This is a genomic window from Ruegeria sp. CDSA241, from assembly GCF_059611265.1.
Genome location: NZ_JBXWPF010000011.1, coordinates 43,267 through 64,446, shown reverse-complemented (window position 1 = coordinate 64,446; position 21,180 = coordinate 43,267). Strand labels below are relative to the sequence as shown.

The following is a 21,180-nucleotide window of genomic DNA, read 5'->3' as shown; positions in this document are numbered from 1 at the left end:
CCCTTATTCCGCGGCCAGCTCACCCGCTGGAACCAGAACCGCATTATGGGTCTGATATTCCAACGTGATGGTCTGCCCGGTATGGTCATCGAAAGATTGGCCTAGATTGGGCAGCGATACCTTAATTTCCTTGCCGCCATCGCCTTCGGTGAAAATATTGAAGGCGTTACCTTCGAATTCTTCATGGTTCACGCGGGCGGTTACAAAATGGTCGCCCACTGCACCGTCCGGGGCAATCGCCAGCGCCTCGGGGCGAATGAACATCATCGCGTCATCGCCTTCTTTCAGCTTGCCCTGATTTACAGTCGAAATCCGTGCAACCAGATCGCCGGATCGGTTGGTTGCAATCAGCGCCTCATCTCCCATGACTTGCTTGATCTTGCCGCGGAAAACGTTGTTTTCGCCAACGAACGAGGCCGCAAAAGCCGTGTTGGGGTCATTGTAAATTGTCTTGCCATCGGCAATTTGGTCGATCACTCCTGCACGCATTACGGCGATATTGTCCGACATGGTCAGCGCTTCGCCCTGGTCGTGGGTGATATAGATGAAGGTGATACCGACACGCTTCTGAATTTCGCGCAGCTCGGTGCGCATATGCTGACGCAGCTTGAGGTCCAGCGCCGAAAGCGGTTCGTCCAGCAGCAGTACATCGGGTTCGGCACATAGGGCGCGGGCAATCGCCACGCGCTGACGCTGACCACCCGAAAGCTCGCTGGGCAGCTTGTCACCCTGTCCCGGCAGCGCGATCATGTCCAACAGCTCATCGGCCCGCTTGCGGCGCTCGGCCGCGCTGGCGCCTTTGATCTCCATCGAGAAAGTGATGTTTTCCCAGACTTTCATCAGGGGAAACAGCGCGAGGTTCTGAAAGATCAGGGCAGTCGGGCGCTTGTTGGGCCCGATGCCGCGCATGTCATTACTACCGATCAGAACCTTACCCTCGCTGGGGTCCAGAAACCCCGAAACAGCGCGCAAAATCGTTGTCTTGCCGCAACCGGATGGTCCCAGGAACGAAAAGAAATCGCCCCCGTTTATGTTCACATTTGCGTCCCGCACCGCGACAAAATCGCCGAAACGGATCCACAGGTTTTCAAGATCTACACCGACCCCTGCACTCATTTTTGGTATCTCCGATTGATGCGCTGGTGGTGCGCACCCAAATGGGTTCCGTCACGCAGTGGCGTGCGGGTTGGGAGCCCCCCGCGTTTAGCGGAGGGCACTTCTTTGAAAAGCTATCAGGCGCTTTTGAACTTGTTGACGAACTCGGTCCGGGTTTCTGCATACCAAGGCGCTTCGGCCGGCCACGGGTTGAGGTTGGCCAGCGAGTCGCCCGGATAGGCTTCGGCGAAGTTCTTCTTGTAGGTGTCGCCCGAATATTGGTCGGCACCCAGAACGGGCGAGTTGTACCCGTGGCTGTCGATCGCAACACCGGCCGGTTTGGCCTGGTAGGCAAAGTCGATGAAGGCATAAATCTGGTCGATATTGGCAGCACCTGTTGGAATTGCCATACCATCAACCCAGGCCATCGCCCCTTCAACCGGAGCCTGATAATGCACGGGCTCACCTGCAGATTTAAGTGCCAGCGGCGGGCCATCCCATGTCTGGCCAACAATCACGCCTTCGTTCAACAGACCGTTTTTCTGTGTGTCGGCGTCGTTCCAGATCAGCTTGATGCGGTTCTTACGTTCGATGCACCAATCTGCGATCTGACCCCAAACCTTGCGCATGGTATCTTCGTCGCCATAAGCGGCCCAGACGGAACCGGGCTCCATCTCGCCTGCGCGCTCCATGTACAGGCCTGCGCCCAGCATCATCGAGTGCGCGCGGCCCATGGTCTTACCTGCGTTTGCTTCGGACCAGACATCGCCATAGGACGGTGCATCACCTTCAGGCAGCCACAGGTCAGTCCGATATGCGATGCCTTCGGTGCCCCAGATATGCGGCAACCAGTGCACGCCCGAGTCGGCAAAGTTCCAGGCATCTGTACCAATCGCGGCCATCGCCGGGTTCACCAGATCAATCGGAACCTTGTTCATGTCGAAAGGTTGCAACAGCTCAAGCGGTTCCCACTGCAAAGACCGGTTATTGGTCGGCGACACGATGTCGAAACCCTGACCCTTGGTGGCCTTCATCTTGTTGATGATTTCTTCGTTCGACCCGATACCGGTATAGTTCACCTTGATTCCGGTCAGTGTTTCGAATTCCTGCAAGAATGCTGGTGGCAGGTAATCGGACCACATCAAGATGTTGATCTCACCCGAGGACGCCAGCGCGCTTTTGCTGTAAAGCGGTGCAGCAAGTGCTGCCGCCCCTGCGCTCTTCAAGATAGTACGTCTGGAAAGGTTTTTCCGTTCGGCCATATTCGATTCTCCCATAGTTGGACTTTCAGTCCTATTGTTATGCAATCACAGGCTAGAGGGTTGCTGCAAAGCTGTCAGTCCAAAAGGGACAGTTTGCAGAATTCATAGGTCCAGTTTGCAATCATGTCCGCAAGCTCTGGTTTACTTCCACTTCCAGACTGAGACACCATAGGATGGGATTTCTGAAGTACCAACAATATATTGCCGATTTTCGTCATCCGGCAGAACCTGTGCGGCAGCCCCGAAGTTGAACCCAAAGCCGAGGTCACCCCGCTGTGTAACACGAAGGTCCGGGTCACATTCCCGTATCGGAAGGCCCGCCCATGTCAGCGCTTTAATAAGAATCGCCCGTAGCAACGGCCCGTTGGGGATCATCGCCAGATACAAAGCCCGGTCCGATTGCACAATCGCCGGACTGCCAGCCCTGTAAGCACTTACGAAATGCGCGATTACCTGATTTTCGGTCTCGATGACTTCCCGCCAGCCCTTAAAATCAAAGGTTCCGGTGCTCTCGAGGCTTACGGATTCACCCGCCAGATCCGGCAGGGATTCGACGCGTATGACTTTTATCCCTGCAAGATCGGCCAACTCTCCGGGAGCGAGATTTTCAGGGGTCCACATGTCCACAGTCTTGCTGCCCGCACGGGCACCGATCAGCAATTTGGCCTGGCTGTGGTGCAATCTCTTTGCCAGATCGGGCGAGATGATCATGTTTTGCGGCAATACGATCAATGAATACCCTGTCAGATCATCATCGGGACCAACGAAATCCAGATCGACCCCCAATGCACGCAGGCCAGCATACCAAACCCGGAAAATCCCGGCATTCGGGAATGCGTCGTCATGTGGCAGGATATCTGCAGCCCAGATGGATTCGTAATCCAACAGAATTGCCACAGCTGCCTTCTGTCGGGTGACTTCCGGCAGGGCAGCACGCTCTTTTGCAACCTGCGCCAGTTCCAGCGCGGCCTGATCCGGGCTGCCATCCGATCGCAGAAGCGCCGTGTGGAATTGTTCCTGCGCGAACTTCGCCTGACGCCATCGGAAGAACATCACTGCCTGTGCACCGTGGGCAAAAGCGGCCCACGTCCAAAGCCTGACCATCCCATCCGCTGGTGAGGGGTTTTTTTCGGCCCAGTCCACCGGGCCGGGCTGTTGTTCCAGAACCCACATTCGGCCCCTGCCCTGGCTGCGATACAAATCGCAGTGAAACCCCTGATAGTCCGGCGCGCCTGTTCGCAGGTATCGACGTTTGTCTTCATCAGACAGCGACGATCCCAACAGGTTGCCAAGCGGATAGCTGTCAAAACCGACTACATCCAGATCCGCCGCAACAGCGTGATGGTCGAACTCAAAGCTGCCTGCCATGAAATTATGGGTAATATCGCGCCCCGGCGCAAACCTGCGCAGAATATCCGCCTGAGCACGATTGAAATCCCGCACCCGATCCGAAGAATAGCGGGCAAAATCCAGAGCATGGGTCGGGTTCGGGCTGGCCACCAAACTTATAGGCAGTTCGATCTGATCAAAATCGGAATAGAGCGACCCCCAAAACACTGTCCCCCATGTTCGGTTAAGCGCCTCAATCGTGCCATAGCGGTCTTGCAACCATCTGCGAAAACCGGTGCGAGCGGCATTGGAATAGCTCAGAACCGTATCGTGATCGTTATATTCATTGTCGATCTGCCAGGCACGAACAAATGGATTTTCGCCATATCGACGGGCATATTCCGTGGTGATCCGGCGGGCCTCGGTCAGGTAGATATCGCTGGAAAAACAATAGTGTCGGCGCGACCCGAACCCACGCACCCGGCCATCCGGCCCCACTGGCAGGATCTCAGGGCAGTCATCCACTAGCCATTTCGGAGGTGCAGCCGTAGGCGTTGACATCATCACGCGCAAACCGGCATCGCCCAGAATGCCGATCACCTCGTCCAGCCAACCCCATTGGAACCGGCCTCTTTCCGGCTCGATCAGGCCCCAGGTAAACTCGGCAATCCGAACCCAATCCAGACCCATATCGACCATGCGCTTTGCATCGTCGCGCCACAGCGATTTGTCCCATTGCTCGGGGTAATAGCAAACGCCCAGCTCAAGCCTGCTCATCGGTTTTCCCGTGCGCTGCGGCGTTCGATCCATTTGAGGAAACTAGCGCAACCAAGCGTCACCACGACATAGAGGATCGCCGCTGTGTTGAATGGCGCGAAGGGCAGAAAACTTGAGGCCTGAAACTCGCGCATGCGCTGAGTCATGTCGCGGACCGACAGGATGGACAGCAATGAGGTATCCTTGATCATCGCGATAAATTCATTGCCCAAAGGTGGCGTCACTATGCGCAATGCCTGTGGCAGGATAATAAGCCGAGCAGTTTGCCAGCGGGACAAACCAAGCGAGCCGCCTGCTTCGATCTGACCTCGTGGGATGGCCTCAATCCCTGATCGGAAAATCTCGGCCATATAGGCCGAATACCCTATGGAAATGGCGATGATGCCGCGAGTCATGTTGGTCATGTCGATGCCGCCACCTGTCGCATCCTTGACCGCACCGGCAAGCGGCAAGCCGATATAGAGGATGATGACCAGCATTGGAATGCCGCGAATGGTATCGACAAAAAACTCGGCCCCTACAGCCAGCGGATGTAGCTTATGCTGTGCGCCTCCGACCGTCAGTGTCAGAAGCAAAAACCCGAAAACCGCAAAAGTCAGCGCCGGGTTACGAAACTTGTCCGGCAGAAAACTGGATTGCCAGATCACCGGATAGCCCTGCGTATGAACGCCGGCCGGAACAAAAGCACCAGATACGCTGTCGACGGTTGTGATCTGATCCAGCGCAGAGGCGGCATCGGGGGCGCTGCGAATGCGATACTGTTGGCCTTCACCTCCGTCGAACTCTCCGAACCGGATCAAATCCGCCTGGGCCTGCGGCGTACCCCGAACAATGGCAATTCTTGCTTCAGTACTGCCAACCAGAACAAAGCTCACCTTTGGTTGCATAAAAAAGAACGCCGACACGGCCAATAGTGTCAGGCTGATGGACCCATAGACAACGGTTGTCCGAGCTTTGGGCTTGAAGGACTGCAAACCGACCCAGACCAGACCCATAATGGCCGCAAAGATATAGGCAAAGATCGCTGCACGGAACGTTATCGCGACCCCGGTCGCAAATTGCCAATGCGCAAGAAACAACAGGTAAAACAAAACCAGCCCGGTCAGCAGTTCGAGTCCAATCTGAACATAGGCTTTCATGGATCGTGGGAAACGGGCCGTCAGAGGGATCACCGCGACCACCATCGCAAACCCTACCAGCAGGGCCTGTAGTCTCATTTGCACCTTTGCGACGATCTCGGGAAACAAGACCCAAGGTTGCGAAGATCGGTCAATGAACTCAGACGTATTTTCGCTGAGCGCATTAAAGAAGACGGATTCCGCAAAGGGCATCAGCACCTGAGGCTGGAAAAGTCCAAGGATCGCCAACCCGGCCGAGGCCGGGATTGCCAAAACCGCCGCAATCCTCAACCAGTTCGGCGCGATGGTTTGAAACCGGATGCGGCGCGCCGAGAGATAGGCCAATATGGCCACGGCCAGTATCAGAAGAAACCCAACAAAAATGGGCCCCGCATTTTCACCAATCCCCAAAATGGCAACCAATGACCTCAGATATTTCGAGGATGAGGCAAACAGGTAGATGATGAACGGGGCAGCGGCGAGCAAAACAAGATTACTCGGCCGGATCGAGCTTAGGCGGATCATGGCGTCCCTCGGGTTATGCGTGACCCGGCAGGTTTTCCCGCCGGGTCAGAAAGGGTTTCAACGGCTCAATCAGTGCCCCAGTATTTGGCAACCAATGCGTCCATCGTACCGTCAGCCTGAATGGCGGCCAGCCCTTCGTTTATGGCGTCAACGGTTGCGTCACCTTCCTGAAACACAATACCCAGCGGATCAGACTGAAGGCCTGTGATGCCTACAGCCAATTCCCCGGCAAATTCCTGTTCATATGCCGATGCCGAGGTTCCATCAATGATTACCCCCTGTACGTCAGCATTCTGCAACGCCAGGATCGCAGCAGAGAAATTGTCATACAGGCTGACATTCTCGCGTCCCACCAGTTCTTCGGCCAGCTGGGCATTGGTGGTGCCAGTCTGCGCGGCTAGCTTCTGACCACCTGCTTTGAAGTCATCCAACGTCATGTCAGCATTGTCGACCTGCAGCAGGATCGCCTGACTTACAATGATATAAGGCTCGGAAAAATCCATGTTTTCTTCGCGTTCAGGCGTGATCGATACGCCCGAGATCACGAGGTCGAACTCCCCTTGCTGAAGCGCGGCAAAGATACCATCCCAGGCTGTATTTACGAAATTCGGGACGCAGTTCACCTTTTCACAGATCGCATTCATGACATCGACATCAAATCCCACAATCTGACCCGTGGACTCATCGACCGTCTCCATGGGCGGATAGGTGGCATCTGTTCCGATCTTAAGTACGCGCCCTTCAAGATCCGCTGCAAACACAGCAGGCGCGGCAAGCGCGGTCAGGGCGGCGGCGGCAAATAGGTTTCTTAACATCTCCGGTTACTCCTTTGTTGGTTCAGGTGTTTAGCGCCGCTTCCGGCGCGACTGTGTCAGGTTGCCGCTCGATCAAAATGGCCCTGATCTTTTTTTGTGTTTCGGACGGGTCAACCCCGTCCAAAGCCTTGAGCATATACTCGCCCAGCAATCGACTGGTTTCCTCAATAGGGACGTAATAGGTGCTGGGCGGAGGGACAAAATAACGGCTAAGTTGCAGATCATCGGTCGAGATCACGGTCAGTTCGCGACCGACCTCAACACCCGCCGCATGGGCAGCAGAAAGCACACCCAGGGTCATGGCTTCGTTCGCGCAGATGATCGCGGTTGGCCTGTCGGATAGCCGCATCAAGGCTTCAAAGGCATTATACCCCGTTCGTGCGGTCGTAGGCCCGCTGAAGATCAGGGCCGGGTCAACGGTCAGACCGGACGCTCTGAACGCCTGGGCATAGCCCGTTCGGCGTTGCGTCGCATAAACCAGGTCATCCGGAGGGTTCACCAGGGCAATCCGGCGATGCCCCAAGGCTAGCAATCGTTGTGTTGCATCGTGACCTGCTGCCTGACTGTCGATATCGACATAGGCATGTGATCTGCCGCTGTCGCTCATACCCATGGTGACAAAGGGGAAACCATTCTGTTGCAGATAGGCAATGCGCGGATCGGCGTGGCGCGTACCCGAGAATATCACCCCGTCCGCCAATCCGTTCTGAACGATTTCCTTCAGCGTCGCCATCGTTCCCTGCAGGCCCGCCACGCTGTGAACGCCAAGTTCATAACGCGACCCTTTCAAAGCCCGCGAAATACCCGCGACAATGCGTGTGAATTCGACACCTTCCCATTCTTCATCTGAATCAGGTGACACGCTGACCAGAACGCCGATGCGATAGGACTTTTTTGTCCGCAGCTTCAGCCCGTCCAGATTGACCCGGTATCCAAGCTGTTCGGCGGCGGACTGAATCTGCTGCCGCGTTTCTTTCTTGACGGTTTCCGCACCACGCAGCGCGTTCGAGACGGTTCCGACAGAAAACCCCGTCTGCTTTGCAATCGACTTGATCGTCGCGCGCGCCACTATGTCACCTCAACGCTGCGCATTCGCATCAACAGGTCATGTCCCGTCTGCAATGTTTGCGCGTGATCGGCAGTTTCGTCATGTTCCACAAAAAGGTCAGCGCAGGGACTGTCAGCCAGAACACGCAGGACCAGAGGCCAGTCCACAACCCCCTGCCCCAGATTTCGCCAGCGCTCGTCGCCTTGTCCGGCCAATGGATCAACGTCTTTAGCATGGACGGAAACGATCCGGTCGGAATAACGGCTCAGCAGTGCAGCGGGGTCAGAAAGCGCCGAATACAGCCAACCGATATCCGGCTGCCATCCAATGGCCTCATGCGACAGGACCATATCCAATGGCGAGCCCTGCCCAAGATCGACAAGGTCAAAATCGTGGTTATGATAGGCAAGGCGCACACCGTCGGCAGACAGGGCATCAGCCCATTTCGCCAACCGGCCCGACACTGCCTTCCACCCCTCGGCGGTGCCGGGCCGAGCCTTGGGCGACAGCCAAGGCATGACCGCCACAGGGCATTCCAAAGCTTCAAGCATTCTAAGAATGTCATCAAGCCGTGTTTCAAATTCTTCCCAGTCAAAATGGGCCGATCGAACGGTGAAACCAGCCTGTCTAACCACATTGGTAACCTGCTTGGGGGTAAGATCGTGGAACCCGACCGTTTCAATATCGGTGAACCCGCAGGCACGCACCAAGTCAAGCTGGGCCGCCAAATCCCCAACCTGCCGGACTGTGTATAACTGCGCTGAAACTCGCATTTTCACGGTTCTACCACAAAATGAAACGTTTCAATCAAGTTGAAACAGCATCAGGGGTCTTGTCAAGAACCGTGTTGGAAAGGGTTATTTCCGCATGGAAACCCCCTGATGGAACAAATGAACCTTGTCAGGATTCGCTGAGACCATCACAGTCTTGCCCCGCATATTCTTCTGAACGCCCGGAAGCTTGGCAATAAGGGCATCCGTCCCATTCTCTACCGCGAAGTATAACAGCGTCACCTCGCCCAAAGCCTCGGTAAAGTCTACGACCCCTTCAAGGATTGGGTCGCTGTCCACGGACACAAAATCTTCCGGGCGGACGCCGATATTCACCTGCTTGCCTTCGTCTCCAGCCTCGGTTGGTACCGCTGATATCGCCGTGCCGCCACCGTCCAGCTTGACGACTGTCTGTGCGCCGGTGGCGGTAATGACCCCCGACATCAGGTTCATTGCTGGTGAACCGATGAATTGCGCGACAAACTCATTGTCGGGCGTCTCATATAGTTCCAACGGCGTCCCAACCTGAGCGATCCCTTTGTTGGCCAGCACGACGATCCGACTGGCCAATGTCATCGCTTCGACCTGATCATGGGTGACATAGATCATCGTGCTGTCCGGCATCGCCTCTTTCAGGCGGGCGATTTCGATCCGGGTGGCGACACGCAGCGCCGCGTCCAGGTTCGAAAGCGGTTCGTCGAACAGGTAAACCTTGGGGTCACGAACAATGGCGCGCCCGATTGCGACACGCTGACGCTGACCACCGGATAGCGCTTTGGGCAACCGGTCCAGATAAGGTTCAAGCTGTAGGATGCGGGCCGCCCGATCGACCGCGGCGCCAACTTCAGCCGCCGGCATTTTGGCTATCTTCAGCGCAAAGGCCATGTTTTCGCGAACGGTCATATGCGGGTACAGCGCATAGCTTTGGAACACCATCGCGATACCTCGCTGTGCTGGCGGCACATCGTTCATCACCTGCCCTTCAATCTCGAGCGTTCCGCCCGAGATCTTTTCCAACCCGGCGACCATGCGCAGCAAGGTGGATTTGCCACAGCCCGAAGGCCCGACGAAAACGATCAACTCGCCCCGCTCAATCTCAAGATTGATGTTCTTCAGAACATCCACATTGCCATAGGTTTTGGCGACATCTGTGAGGTTTAGTTCTGACATGGTTTATTCCTTCTCCCTCAACAGCAGGCAGAATTGTGCAGCACCCAGAGACACTGTCCCCGTTCCCGCGACGCCACCCAGCTCTTCTCCGATCACGCGCCAGTTCCCGCCTGGCAAGATTACTTCGGAACGTTCGGTACCGAGGTTAAATGCGCAGAACACCTCTTCCGCTTGATTTTCACGTGTGAAGGTCAGAACGGTCCCGATCTGCGTCATGTTCTTTTGCGCCCCCAACATCAAAGCCGGATGGGCATGGCGGAATGCAATCGCACGACGATAATGGTGAAGCATAGATTCGGGCTCGGCCTCTGATCGATCCACGGCACGCTCGGCCTGAGGGTCACTGACAGGCAACCAAGGCTTGCCGGTGCTAAAGCCCGATTGTTCATCCTGCGCAGCCCAAACCATCGGCGTCCGGCATCCGTCGCGGCCCTTGAACTCAGGCCAGAATTCGACGCCATACGGGTCTTGCAGATCGTCAAAGGCCACGTCCGCCTCGGGCAGGCCCAACTCTTCGCCTTGATACAAGCAGGCCGAGCCGCGCATGCACATCATCAAAACTGCATGCTGTCTGGCGGCTGCATCGTCCAGACGCCAGCGCGACGCGTGACGTTCCACGTCATGGTTCGAAAATGCCCAGCAAGGCCAGGCATCACCTGCTTTGTCCTCGAGCTGATCAAATACCTGCTGTGCATAGCTGGCAGTCAAAGCGCGCTTTTCAAGGAACTCAAACGCATAGCACATGTGCATGCGCTTATTACCGCTGGTGTATTCGCCCATTATCTCAAGCCCGCGCTGTGCGTCGCCCACCTCGCCCAGACAGGCGCGACCTTCATATTGATCGGTCAGGGCCCGCAGGCGTTCCAGAAAGGCAATGTTCTCGGGCTGGCTTTTGGAGAACAGGTGGTCCTGATGGTTATACGGGTTTACTATCGGCGCGATTGAGGCATTGCGCTGATCGACGGGCAGGGCAGGATTATCTCGCAACTGTTCGTCGTGGAAATAGAAGTTGATTGTATCCAGACGAAACCCATCGACACCCAGATCAAGCCAGAACCTGGCAACATCCAGCAAGGCGTCTTGCACATCCGGACAGTGAAAGTTCAGATCCGGCTGCGAGGTGAGGAAGTTGTGCAAATAATACTGCAAACGTCGCGAGTCCCACTGCCAGGCCGAGCCCCCGAAAATCGACAACCAGTTGTTCGGCGGCGTACCGTCCGGTTTTGGATCGGCCCAGACATACCAATCGGATTTGGCGTTTTCACGGCTGGCGCGGCTTTCGCTGAACCAAGGGTGCTGGTCTGACGTGTGCGACAGAACCAGATCAATCATCACCTTCAACCCCTGGGCATGGGCGTGATCCAGCAGGTCCCGAAAATCCTCCATCGTGCCGAACATCGGATCAACATCGCGATAGTCGCTGACGTCATATCCGAAATCCTTCATCGGAGATTTGAAGAAGGGCGAAATCCAGATCGCATCAACGCCCAGAGAGGCAATGTACCCCAATCGCTGGGTGATGCCTTTCAGGTCTCCGATCCCGTCACCATTGCTGTCCTGAAAGCTGCGCGGATAGATCTGATAGATGACGCCACCACGCCACCAGTCAGCGGCCACCTTGGTTGCATTGGAAAGTTCTGCTGTGTTCTGCACGTTCATCAGACGCCTCTATTTGACCGACCCGGCCAGCAGACCACGGACCAGGTATTTTTGCATCGCGAAGAAAACAGCCAACGGCACAGCGATCGAGACGAACGCCGCCGTGGCAAGGATTTCCCAGTTTCCACCCCGCGTTCCAAGCAGCTCGACAATCCGGTTTGTCATCACTGTGGTCTGGCCGGACGCATCGATCAGGAACACTTTGGCAACCAGCAGATCATTCCAAGTCCAGAGAAATTGGAAGATGGCAAAAGACGCCAATGCCGGAAAGCTGAGCGGCAGGATCAGTTTGGTAAAGATCTGGAACTCGGTCGCGCCATCAACGCGTGCGTTTTCGATCAGATCGCGCGGCAGCCCAGCCATGTAGTTGCGCAACAGGTAGATGGCCAATGGCATCCCGAACCCGGTATGGGCCATCCAGACTCCCAGATAACCTTTGCCTATCCCGATACTCAGGTGAAATTTCAGCAAGGGGATCAGTGCCAGTTGCAGCGGCACCACCAACAGGCCAACAACCGCAGCGATCAACAGCGCCCGACCGGGGAAATCCATCCAAGCCAAGGCATAGGCGGCAAAGGCGGCCACTAGGATCGGAATGATCGTCGCTGGTATCGTGACGGTCAGCGTGTTGAAAAACGCCCGTCCCATACTGTCCGTGCTGTCTTCTGCCAACAGAACCTTGTGGTAATTGGCCAAGGTGAACTCGGGAGGCAGTTCCGCCGTCACAAAGACGCGCGTGCCGCGACTGCCGGTGAACTCTTCGGTGTTTTCCATCCGGTATTTGCCGTCGGCATCCACCGTGATCGTGCCACCCTTGCGCAATTCCGCGGTATCGCCCGGTACAAAATCATCGATCGCACGAGAACTGATGCCCCATTTCGAGATCGCCGCCTGCGCGCCGGTTTCAAACAGGTTGCCTTCGATCATGTAAACGCCATTCTCCAGCACCTGAGTTTCAGGTGCTGCAGCGCGCAGGGTCAGGTTCTGCTCGGATGGGAACAACGACCGCCACCAGCCGCTTGTGGCAATCTGGTCAGCCGTGCGGAAGGATGAGATCAACAGCCCCAGCGTCGGCACCACCCAGAGCACGACCAGAAAAAGAACCGAGGCATGGACAGCCCAGCGAAGGGCGGGTTTGGTTCCTGCTATATCGCTCATGGCCTACTCCATCTCTTTGCGCGCATTGCGCACATTCCAGACAAGGATCGGTGCCACCAGCAGCATGATCACCATGGCCGAGGCCGAGCCCACGCCCCAGTCATTGGCGCGAAACAGCTTGTCATACATGTAATTGGCCAGAACCTGCGTTTCCCACTGGCCGTTGGTCATGGCAAACACGATGTCAAAGACCTTGAGCACGGTGATGGTGATCGTGGTCCAGACCACCAGGATGGTGGTTTTGATTTGCGGCACTTTGATACGGAAGAAAATCTGGAACGGATTGGCCCCATCCAGAATGGCAGCTTCGATGGTTTCCTCGGGAATACCGCGCAGGGCGGCCGACAGGATAACCATGGCAAAACCGGTCTGAATCCAGACCAGCACCACCATTAGAAAAAAGCTGTTCCAGAAAGGGATGGTCAACCATGTCTGCGGCTCTACTCCTCCGAAAAAGATGTAGAGCGCGTTCAGCATCCCGATCTGGTCCTGCTCAACCGGACGGGTGTCATAGACTAGCTTCCAGATCACCGAGGCCCCCACGAACGAGATGGCCATCGGCATGAAAATCAGAGACTTGGCGATGTTGCCCCAGCGGATGCGGTCGGTCAGCTGAGCCACCAATAGGCCAAACGCTGTCGACATTGCAGGCACCACGATCAGCCATAACATGTTGTTGCGCATGGCTTCCCAGAATTTGGGCTCTTGCGCCATCTGGACATAGTTATCCAAGCCCGCCCACTCGTACCCGCCGCCAGGAATGCGCTGCGTCAACGACAGGCGCAGCGTTTCCACCACCGGGTAAGCCAGATACAGGCTTAATGCAGCCAATGCGGGAAACAGGAACAGCCATGGGCGGATCATGCTCGCTCGGTTGATGTTGCGGCCTGCATTGGGACCGCGCGCCGGGAACAGAATTTTGTCCAGAAACTGATTAGACAGGTAGAAATAGCCCACACAGGCTGACACGCCGATTGCGATGGTCAGCAGGCCCTGAAATGCCGGATGCATGACGCTTCTCCCTTGTGACGGTTAGCTTGGGCAACCCGATGGTGCGGGTTGCCCAACCCCGGACGCTTAGTCCAGCGCATCCCAGGATGACTGAATTTCATCCGCCACTTCTTGGGCAGAGGCACCGCCTGCATAATCAACCATTCCGGTCCAGAATGTTCCGGCGCCTACGCCGCCCGGCATCAGGTCAGAACCGTCAAACCGGAACGTCGTTGCACCAAGAAGAATGTCGTTCATCTTTTTCAGCGTGGGATCCGAGAAGACCGAAGTATCTACCCCCTTATGCGGGGTCAGAAATCCGGTCAGCGCCATCCAGGTCTCATGCGCTTCAGGTGTTTGCAGATACTCGATCAGCGCATGTGCACCGGGACTGTCATTGGTGATTGCCCATAAAGTGCCCGCACCCAGAACCGGGCTGCCAAGGTCTTTGCTTTCATAGGCAGGGAAGTAGAAGAAATCCGCATCTTCCCCGACGATGGTGCCCTCTGGAAAGAATGCCGGAATGAATGAGGCCTGACGGTGCATGTAACACTGCGGAGGTGAGCTGAACATGCCTTTCGGGCTGTCGCGGAAATCCGTCGTTGCAACAGCACCGGCGCCCCCTGCGACATAGTCTTCATTGCGGGCAAAGGCCCCGAATTCCTCAATGGCCGCGACGACTTTTGGATCGTTGAACTTCAATTCATTGGCAACCCAAGCGTCGTAATCCGCGGGGGATTGTGTACGCAGCATCATATCCTCGACCCAGTCGGTCGCAGGCCAGCCAGTGGCCCCACCCGAACCCAGGCCAATACACCATGGCGTGCCGCCATCTGCCACAATCTGATCGGACAGAGCCTTCAGCTCTTCCATCGTGGTCGGCACCTCATATCCCGCATCCTCAAAATTCTCGGGCACAAACCACACAAGGGATTTCACATCGACCTTGTAGAAGAACCCATAAAGATGATCCTGACCGTCCGGCCCCGGATAGGTGCCGAGATCGACCCAGGATTGCCCGGCGGCATAGTTGTCGCGAATCCAGTCCCCTGACCCTTCTCCCAGTGGCGTCAGAAATCCGGATTTGGCCATATCCGCCGCCAACCCAGGTTGCGGGAAAACGGCAATATTCGGGGCCGATCCGGCCTCAGCATCAATACGGATTTGCGATTCAAAACTGTCCGAACCGACATAAGCGTATTCATGCCCGGTCGCCGCCGCAAACCCATCCAGAACCTTTTCGACATTCTCTTGGTCCGGCCCCAGCCACGGGCCGAATACGGTAACCTTGTCGGCCTGTGCGACGCCCCCGACCAGGGTAAATGCGGCAACGCCAGCATAAAGCGAGTGTTTCATGAATTTCTCCTCCCAACGATATCTCGCGCCTTAGGTTTCAAATTTCCAAAGCGCTTTGGCTGGAGTGAGTTTATGCGCTAACAGCCTCCACCTGTCAACGATTGCTTTGCGAAGGCCCATAAATATAAATATCAAACGAGATGTTCGTAAAATCTGTTGACCACCGGAGAAAATGCCCGCAAAAACAGGAATACGCAGTAATTTGTAGGCGCTTTGAACAAATATGAACCTAAAGCAGCTCTCTGAAATCCTTGGTTTGTCCCAAACAACCGTCAGCCGTGCGCTGAACGGATACCCTGAGGTCAGCGAAGCCACGCGCACAAGGGTTCAGACCGCCGCAACAAAACACGGGTACCGCCCGAACAGCCGGGCCAAGGGTCTGGCGACAGGTCGATCACACGTGATCGGGCACGTGATTCCCAGCTCATCCCAGCATGAAATGGTGAACCCAATCTTTGGCGATTTTGTCGCCGGGGCTGCTCGTAGATATGCTGAACACGGCTATGACATGATGTTCACTAGCGCCGACGACACATCTATTGAACGCGCCTATCGCGACCTGTTTCAGCGTGGTGCCGTGGACGGTGTCGTTCTGCAGGGCCCCAAGGTGAACGAGCAGCGGATTGAAGTCCTCAATCGCATGGGCGCGCCCTTCATTGTGCACGGACGATCCACTGGAATAGACGCACCCTATGACTGGGTTGATGTGAACAACAAAAGCTCGTTCAAGCGCGCCACCCAGTTTCTGATCGACCTGGGGCATCGACGGATCGCCCTTATCAACGGACTTGAAGATATGGATTTCGCCCAACGCCGCCGGGCCGGTTACCTGCAGGCCCTGAATCAAGCCGGTCTGTCACCGGACCCTGAATTGATGCGCAGCGCCGAGATGACAGAGGTATATGGCCACCACGAAGCGCGCGATATGGCTCAACTTAAGAACCCTCCGACCGCCATCCTGGTTTCGTCAATGATTTCGGCCATCGGAGTTCGGCGGGCATTGAACGAAGCAGGGCTGCAGATGGGCCGCGATGTTTCGGTGATCGCCCATGATGACGACCTGTCCTATCTGAAAAACGGGCAGGATGTACCGATCTTCACCGCCACGCGATCCTCGGTTCGGTTGGCCGGTGAAATAGCTGCCGAAATGCTGATCGAACGAATAAATGCGCCCGAAGACCCGGCCAAAACTAGATTGCTGGAGGCTGAGCTGGTAGTTGGCGGCTCGACCGGTCCCGCCCCCAACAGGTTCTGAATATGAAATACAACCGCACTGATTTCCCCAAAGATTTCCTCTTTGGCGTCGCAACCTCGGCCTATCAGATCGAAGGCCACGCACAGGGAGGGGCCGGGCAAACCCATTGGGATACCTTTGCCAGGACCCCCGGCAATGTTGTGCGAAATGAAAACGGGGATCTGGCCTGTGACCACCTGAACCGGTTCCCGCAGGATCTGGATCTGGTGCGCGATGGCGGCTTTGATTGCTACCGGTTTTCAACCAGCTGGGCGCGGGTTCTGCCCGAAGGCCGTGGTCAGGTGAATGAGGCCGGGCTGGATTACTATGATCGGCTGGCCGATGCGCTGCTGGAACGCGGTATCCGCCCCTGCGCCACGCTTTACCATTGGGAACTACCTTCGTTTCTGGCCGATCTGGGCGGCTGGCGCAATCGAGATATCGCCGGGTGGTTCGCCGATTTCACCGAGGTCATCATGGGCCGCATCGGCGATCGGATGTACAGCGTCGCCCCCATAAATGAGCCGTGGTGCGTCAGCTGGCTGAGCCATTTCGAAGGCCATCACGCCCCGGGTCTTCGCGACATCCGTGCAACCGCCCGCGCGATGCACCACGTCCTTCTGGCCCATGGCAGCGCCATCGACGCGATGCGGGGCCTTGGCATGTCCAACCTGGGCGCGGTTTTCAACCTGGAATGGGCCGAACCCGCAGATGACAGCCCCGAAGCGCGCCGCGCGGCTGATCTGTATGACGGCATCTACAACCGGTTCTTTCTGGGCGGCGTTTTCAACAAGGCCTATCCAGACAACGTTCTGGAGGGGTTAGAGCCCTACCTGCCCGCTGGCTGGCAGGATGATTTCGACATCATCGGTACGCCGGTCGATTGGTGTGGTCTGAACTACTATACCCGCAAGTTGATTGCGCCTTCGGAGACCACCTGGCCCAGTCTGCAGGAAATCGCCGGACCGCTGCCCAAAACTCAGATGGGGTGGGAGATCGAACCCGCCGCCCTGACCCGGTTTCTGACCCGCACCAAGCAGGATTACACCGGGGACCTGCCGATTCTGGTGACGGAAAATGGCATGGCCAGCCCCGAACGGCAGCAGGATAGCGACCGGATCGACTATCTGAACCAACATCTTTCGGCGGTACAGGACGCCTTGGCACAGGGCGTGCCGATCAAGGGCTACTTCATCTGGTCCCTGCTGGACAATTACGAATGGGCGCTGGGATATGAGAAGAGGTTTGGCCTTGTGGATGTGGACTTTCAGACGATGGAGCGCACACCCAAGGCGTCCTATACCGCAGTACAAAACGCCCTGACGGGAAGCACAGTGTCCTTACCGCTGGCGCAACCGGCTGGGGCCATGCACGACCATTGGAACCTCGTGGCCGATATCGGCGGCACCAATACGCGGCTTGGCGTTATCACCAATGGTGAACTGACGGACCTGCGCAAATACCCCACCGGCAAACTGCCCGAATTGCTTGAGGCTTTTCATAGCCTGCGCGACGAGATCGGAACCGACCCACGGGCCGTGGTTGCCGCCGGGGCAGGACCTGTCCGCAACGGTACAATCAGGCTGACCAACGCCCAACTTGATCTGTCAGAGGATGATATCGCCCGGGCAACGGGCGCCCGACATACCTTTGTGATCAACGACTTCACTGCCGCTGCGTGGTCTGTTGCCGAAATTTCCCATGACAATGTTGAAGTCTTGCAAGGGGCCAAGCATCCGCCGACCGGCACTCGTCTGGTCGTCGGGCCTGGAACCGGGCTAGGTGTCGGATCGCTGCTATATTCGAATGGCCGCTATCACACGGTGTCCGGCGAAGGCGGCCATATCGGCCTCTCGCCCCGAAGTCAGGACGAGGTCGAAATATTCAACGCCGCGCGGCAGGTGGCCCCCGAGTGTTTTTTTGACGACACCCTGACACTTGAGGCGGAAATGTTCCTCAGCGGTACGGGTTTGCCGATCCTTTATCAGGCCATCGAACTGGCAGGGGGTCGGGCAAAGGCCGAGCCCCGAACCGCGCGCGATATCCTTCAGGATGCACGCGACGGAACCGATGCCCATGCCGTCAAGGCCGCGCATATGTTCACCACACATCTAGGCGCGGTCATGGGCGATCTGGCGGTCGTCATGATGCCTGCCGGTGGCGTGTTCCTTGTGGGCGGCGTGGCCGAAAAGAACCGCTGGCTGTTCAAGGACGCCTTCCGAGACGCCTTTAATGCCGGAGGCCGGTTCAGCGAGTTGCGTCGATCCATGAACCTGTATGTCTCGGAACAGGATGAATTTGGCATTGTTGGCGCTAACAATTTCTGTAAAAATGCGCTAAGGCGGTAGTCTGACCGCACGTTTCAGAAACAGAAAGGTCCCGGCATGATCCTATGCTGTGGTGAAGCCCTGATCGATATGATCGAGACGCCCACGATCTCCGGCGAACTGGGGTTTGTGCCCCATTCTGGCGGTGCGATTTTCAACACGGCTATTGCCCTGGGTCGATTGGATACGCCGGTGGGTCTGCTGACCGGGCTTTCCTCTGACATGTTCGGGCAACAGCTTATGGCCGCCCTCAAGGCCAGCCATGTTGACTCCGACCGGGTAATCCACTCGGACCGCCCGACTACATTGGCATTTGTACAGCTCAAGGATGGGCAGGCAGCCTACAGTTTCGTCGATGAAAACTCGGCCGGACGGATGTTAACGCCAGAGGATATGCCAACCCATCTGCCCTCGGTCTCGGCGCTGTATCTGGGCGGGATCAGTCTGGCATGCGAGCCTTGCGCAGATGCCTATGCGGCGGTGCTTGACCGCTTTGGATCAGAGCGCGCCGTCATGTTGGACCCAAACATTCGCCCGGATTTCATCCGGGATCAGACCCGGTATCGCACCCGGCTGAACCGCATGATTGCGCAAGCGGATATCGTCAAGGTCTCGGACGAAGATCTGAACTGGATCATTCCGGGCCCAGAAAGCCTTGCTGAGAAAGTTCCGCTGTTGCTGCAGGCGGGACCTTCGGTGGTGATCGTCACCCGGGGCAGCGAAGGCGCGATCGGGTATCTTGCAGACGGGTCCGACGTTTCTGTTCCCGTAAAAAAGGTCGAGGTCGTCGACACCGTTGGCGCCGGTGACACTTTCAACGCAGGCGTCTTGTCCGCCCTAGATCAATCAGGCTACTTAACAAAATCCGAATTGCGCACATTGCCAGCAAACGCCCTGCGCGTAGCCCTTTCGAAAGGGGCGGAAGTCGCCGCTGTAACTGTCGCGCGCGCCGGGGCAAACCCGCCCTGGGCCCATGAACTCTGACCCAACGAAGAAGCCGATGAAACGTTCCGAAATCAACGAAATCAAATCCGAGGCCGAGGCCTTTATCCGTTCCTTTGGCGCGGTGCTGCCGCCCTTTGCGGATTGGTCGCCCGAGAAAATGCGCAGCGAACAGGCCGCCGGTATCCGTGAACGCGGGCTTGGGTGGGACATAACCGACTATGGCCAGGGTCGGTTTGACGAACTTGGCCTGTTCCTGTTCACCCTACGCAATGGCGATGTCAGCGATCTGAACAAGGGGCAAGGCATGCTCTATGCCGAGAAACTGCTGGTGTCGCGGGACAAGCAGCTTTCGCCGATGCACCGGCACATCGTCAAAGCCGAGGATATCATCAACCGGGGCGGTGGCGATCTGGTGATGGAAATCTACGCCTCAGACCCTCAGGGCGGCATTGACCGCGATACCCCTGTGACCGTGCCTAGCGACAACTGCCCTGTGACGCTTCAACCTGGCGAACTGCTGCGGATAAAGCCCGGTCAAAGCGTGACCTTGATGCCGGGTATCTGGCACGCGTTCTGGGCGGAAAAAGGCGATTGTTTGATTGGCGAAGTGTCTACCGTCAATGACGACCGAACCGACAACGTCTTCGAACAGCCGATCCCTCGCTTTGCGACAATCGAGGAAGACGCCATCCCGGATTTCCTGCTGGTTGCGGATTATTGACATTGGCGCATAGGCGCGCTGGCACCGGCTTTGAACCCGATAAGCCCCTTTTACTAAATCGGAAAATCAGTCTACGATGGGCAATACCGGTACGCTGATTGTGATCCGTCGGGAAGGAGCCTGAGCAATGGTGACAAAAGCCGAGCTTGAAGCAGAGATCGCAGACCTGCGACGGCAACTTGCCGCGCAGCCAAAGGCAAAAAACGGTTCGTCTGATAAGGGAACTGACACCCCGCCGGAGGAAACCATCGCCGATCGGCTTACAGATAACCTCGAATCCTGGTCCACTCAGTTTGACGATATACTTGAGGAATTCGAAGATCTGCCGCACAGAAAATCAATTCTGTTTGCCGCTGGTATTTTTGCCCTAGGCTACATGCTTGGCCGGTCACGCTAGGAGGCGCCCATGAGCCGCATATCCCGTAATGTCTCAGTCATTTTGCGTGCTGAACGCTTGATCGCACGCACACAGCTTGCGATCACCGTGAAACGGGCCGGGTTTTACATAGCCGCCGGAGTGGCGGTGGGCCTGGCGATCATCATGCTGAATCTCGCCGGATTTTTCTGGCTTTCCGCGATCCTGTCGAAACCCGTTGCTGCGATACTTGTGGCGGGGACCAATCTGGTACTTGCTTTGATTCTGGTTCTGCTCGCCAATTCGATAAACCAACACGGCGATGCCTCGGCCGCAGTCGAACTTCGGGATATGGCGCTGCAAGACATTGAATCCGAAATCAGGGATTCCCTGGCCGAGGTCCAAAACACCGTAGCCGGAATTCGCCGCGACCCGGTTGGCGTACTGGCGCCCGAAGCCATCACGGCCTTGCTGAGCATGCTGCTGAAATACGCCCGGCGCCGGAAAGAAACGCCGAACGAATAAG

At 56.7% G+C, this 21,180-nt stretch carries 18 protein-coding genes and 1 pseudogene; 7 read left to right on the top strand and 12 right to left on the bottom strand.

What is annotated here, in order from left to right:
* Window positions 1-3: 3 nt before the first annotated feature.
* From AC2FJV_RS11740 to AC2FJV_RS11685, 12 genes are all read right to left on the bottom strand, one after another.
* Window positions 4-1,116, bottom strand: coding sequence for an ABC transporter ATP-binding protein (locus AC2FJV_RS11740; RefSeq protein ID WP_496693723.1), 1,113 nt, complete (start codon window positions 1,114-1,116; stop codon window positions 4-6).
* A 116-nt stretch (window positions 1,117-1,232) separates the two neighbouring features.
* Window positions 1,233-2,357, bottom strand: coding sequence for an extracellular solute-binding protein (locus tag AC2FJV_RS11735; protein ID WP_142636144.1), 1,125 nt, complete (start codon window positions 2,355-2,357; stop codon window positions 1,233-1,235).
* A gap of 141 nt (window positions 2,358-2,498) precedes the next feature.
* Window positions 2,499-4,496, bottom strand: coding sequence for a beta-galactosidase (locus AC2FJV_RS11730; protein ID WP_496713799.1), 1,998 nt, complete (start codon window positions 4,494-4,496; stop codon window positions 2,499-2,501).
* Window positions 4,460-6,106, bottom strand: coding sequence for an amino acid ABC transporter permease (locus AC2FJV_RS11725; RefSeq protein ID WP_281995053.1), 1,647 nt, complete (start codon window positions 6,104-6,106; stop codon window positions 4,460-4,462). The genes AC2FJV_RS11730 and AC2FJV_RS11725 overlap by 37 nt, the downstream gene beginning before the upstream one ends.
* Before the next feature lie 65 nt (window positions 6,107-6,171).
* Window positions 6,172-6,921 (bottom strand): basic amino acid ABC transporter substrate-binding protein, encoded by a 750-nt coding sequence (locus AC2FJV_RS11720; protein WP_142636138.1) that lies wholly within the window; start codon window positions 6,919-6,921, stop codon window positions 6,172-6,174.
* A gap of 22 nt (window positions 6,922-6,943) precedes the next feature.
* Entirely contained in the window at window positions 6,944-7,990 is a 1,047-nt protein-coding gene (locus AC2FJV_RS11715; RefSeq protein ID WP_271948740.1) for a LacI family DNA-binding transcriptional regulator, read from the bottom strand.
* Entirely contained in the window at window positions 7,990-8,742 is a 753-nt protein-coding gene (locus AC2FJV_RS11710; protein ID WP_271948738.1) for a sugar phosphate isomerase/epimerase family protein, read from the bottom strand. Before AC2FJV_RS11710 ends, AC2FJV_RS11715 begins: the two co-directional genes overlap by 1 nt.
* 84 nt (window positions 8,743-8,826) lie before the next feature.
* Window positions 8,827-9,909, bottom strand: coding sequence for an ABC transporter ATP-binding protein (locus tag AC2FJV_RS11705; RefSeq protein ID WP_496693719.1), 1,083 nt, complete (start codon window positions 9,907-9,909; stop codon window positions 8,827-8,829).
* A gap of 3 nt (window positions 9,910-9,912) precedes the next feature.
* Window positions 9,913-11,568 carry an alpha-amylase family glycosyl hydrolase gene (locus tag AC2FJV_RS11700; RefSeq protein WP_496713798.1) on the bottom strand — a complete coding sequence of 552 codons (1,656 nt, stop codon included), beginning with the start codon at window positions 11,566-11,568 and terminating at the stop codon, window positions 9,913-9,915.
* A gap of 9 nt (window positions 11,569-11,577) precedes the next feature.
* Entirely contained in the window at window positions 11,578-12,726 is a 1,149-nt protein-coding gene (locus tag AC2FJV_RS11695; RefSeq protein WP_282021728.1) for a carbohydrate ABC transporter permease, read from the bottom strand.
* 3 nt (window positions 12,727-12,729) lie between these two features.
* Window positions 12,730-13,737 carry a carbohydrate ABC transporter permease gene (locus tag AC2FJV_RS11690; RefSeq protein WP_282021727.1) on the bottom strand — a complete coding sequence of 336 codons (1,008 nt, stop codon included), beginning with the start codon at window positions 13,735-13,737 and terminating at the stop codon, window positions 12,730-12,732.
* Window positions 13,738-13,803: 66 nt separating this feature from the next.
* A complete protein-coding gene (locus tag AC2FJV_RS11685) occupies window positions 13,804-15,072 on the bottom strand; it encodes an ABC transporter substrate-binding protein (protein WP_282021726.1) in 1,269 nt (422 codons plus the stop codon).
* Window positions 15,073-15,295: 223 nt separating this feature from the next.
* On the opposite strand from AC2FJV_RS11685, the gene AC2FJV_RS11680 reads away from it, so the two are divergent.
* The 7 genes and pseudogenes from AC2FJV_RS11680 (at window position 15,296) to AC2FJV_RS11650 (ending at window position 21,179) form a co-directional block, all read left to right on the top strand.
* Window positions 15,296-16,327, top strand: a complete 1,032-nt coding sequence (locus tag AC2FJV_RS11680; RefSeq protein WP_282021725.1) for a LacI family DNA-binding transcriptional regulator — start codon at window positions 15,296-15,298, stop codon at window positions 16,325-16,327.
* Between the two features lie 2 nt (window positions 16,328-16,329).
* Window positions 16,330-17,634 (top strand): annotated as a pseudogene (locus AC2FJV_RS11675) (GH1 family beta-glucosidase); the annotation flags it as partial.
* A gap of 39 nt (window positions 17,635-17,673) precedes the next feature.
* Entirely contained in the window at window positions 17,674-18,654 is a 981-nt protein-coding gene (locus AC2FJV_RS11670) for a glucokinase (protein WP_496689483.1), read from the top strand.
* 36 nt (window positions 18,655-18,690) lie between these two features.
* The gene (locus AC2FJV_RS11665; protein ID WP_496713797.1) at window positions 18,691-19,617 is read left to right on the top strand and encodes a carbohydrate kinase family protein; all 927 of its coding nucleotides are present in this window, start codon (window positions 18,691-18,693) and stop codon (window positions 19,615-19,617) included.
* A 16-nt stretch (window positions 19,618-19,633) separates the two neighbouring features.
* Window positions 19,634-20,299 carry a D-lyxose/D-mannose family sugar isomerase gene (locus AC2FJV_RS11660; protein ID WP_496713796.1) on the top strand — a complete coding sequence of 222 codons (666 nt, stop codon included), beginning with the start codon at window positions 19,634-19,636 and terminating at the stop codon, window positions 20,297-20,299.
* Between the two features lie 127 nt (window positions 20,300-20,426).
* Window positions 20,427-20,696, top strand: coding sequence for a hypothetical protein (locus AC2FJV_RS11655; RefSeq protein ID WP_496713795.1), 270 nt, complete (start codon window positions 20,427-20,429; stop codon window positions 20,694-20,696).
* A gap of 9 nt (window positions 20,697-20,705) precedes the next feature.
* Entirely contained in the window at window positions 20,706-21,179 is a 474-nt protein-coding gene (locus AC2FJV_RS11650; RefSeq protein ID WP_496713794.1) for a hypothetical protein, read from the top strand.
* Window position 21,180: the final 1 nt, after the last annotated feature.

Bases quoted from the DNA above. Each gene is read 5' to 3' on its own strand.
- AC2FJV_RS11670 (WP_496689483.1), top strand. From the start codon at position 17,674: ATGCACGACCATTGGAACCTCGTGGCCGATATCGGCGGCACCAATACG.
- AC2FJV_RS11710 (WP_271948738.1), bottom strand. From the start codon at position 8,742: ATGCGAGTTTCAGCGCAGTTATACACAGTCCGGCAGGTTGGGGATTTG.
- AC2FJV_RS11695 (WP_282021728.1), bottom strand. From the start codon at position 12,726: ATGAGCGATATAGCAGGAACCAAACCCGCCCTTCGCTGGGCTGTCCAT.
- AC2FJV_RS11690 (WP_282021727.1), bottom strand. From the start codon at position 13,737: ATGCATCCGGCATTTCAGGGCCTGCTGACCATCGCAATCGGCGTGTCA.
- AC2FJV_RS11730 (WP_496713799.1), bottom strand. From the start codon at position 4,496: ATGGATCGAACGCCGCAGCGCACGGGAAAACCGATGAGCAGGCTTGAG.
- AC2FJV_RS11725 (WP_281995053.1), bottom strand. From the start codon at position 6,106: ATGATCCGCCTAAGCTCGATCCGGCCGAGTAATCTTGTTTTGCTCGCC.
- AC2FJV_RS11740 (WP_496693723.1), bottom strand. From the start codon at position 1,116: ATGAGTGCAGGGGTCGGTGTAGATCTTGAAAACCTGTGGATCCGTTTC.
- AC2FJV_RS11700 (WP_496713798.1), bottom strand. From the start codon at position 11,568: ATGAACGTGCAGAACACAGCAGAACTTTCCAATGCAACCAAGGTGGCC.
- AC2FJV_RS11720 (WP_142636138.1), bottom strand. From the start codon at position 6,921: ATGTTAAGAAACCTATTTGCCGCCGCCGCCCTGACCGCGCTTGCCGCG.
- AC2FJV_RS11735 (WP_142636144.1), bottom strand. From the start codon at position 2,357: ATGGCCGAACGGAAAAACCTTTCCAGACGTACTATCTTGAAGAGCGCA.
- AC2FJV_RS11665 (WP_496713797.1), top strand. From the start codon at position 18,691: ATGATCCTATGCTGTGGTGAAGCCCTGATCGATATGATCGAGACGCCC.
- AC2FJV_RS11685 (WP_282021726.1), bottom strand. From the start codon at position 15,072: ATGAAACACTCGCTTTATGCTGGCGTTGCCGCATTTACCCTGGTCGGG.
- AC2FJV_RS11655 (WP_496713795.1), top strand. From the start codon at position 20,427: ATGGTGACAAAAGCCGAGCTTGAAGCAGAGATCGCAGACCTGCGACGG.
- AC2FJV_RS11650 (WP_496713794.1), top strand. From the start codon at position 20,706: ATGAGCCGCATATCCCGTAATGTCTCAGTCATTTTGCGTGCTGAACGC.
- AC2FJV_RS11660 (WP_496713796.1), top strand. From the start codon at position 19,634: ATGAAACGTTCCGAAATCAACGAAATCAAATCCGAGGCCGAGGCCTTT.
- AC2FJV_RS11680 (WP_282021725.1), top strand. From the start codon at position 15,296: ATGAACCTAAAGCAGCTCTCTGAAATCCTTGGTTTGTCCCAAACAACC.
- AC2FJV_RS11705 (WP_496693719.1), bottom strand. From the start codon at position 9,909: ATGTCAGAACTAAACCTCACAGATGTCGCCAAAACCTATGGCAATGTG.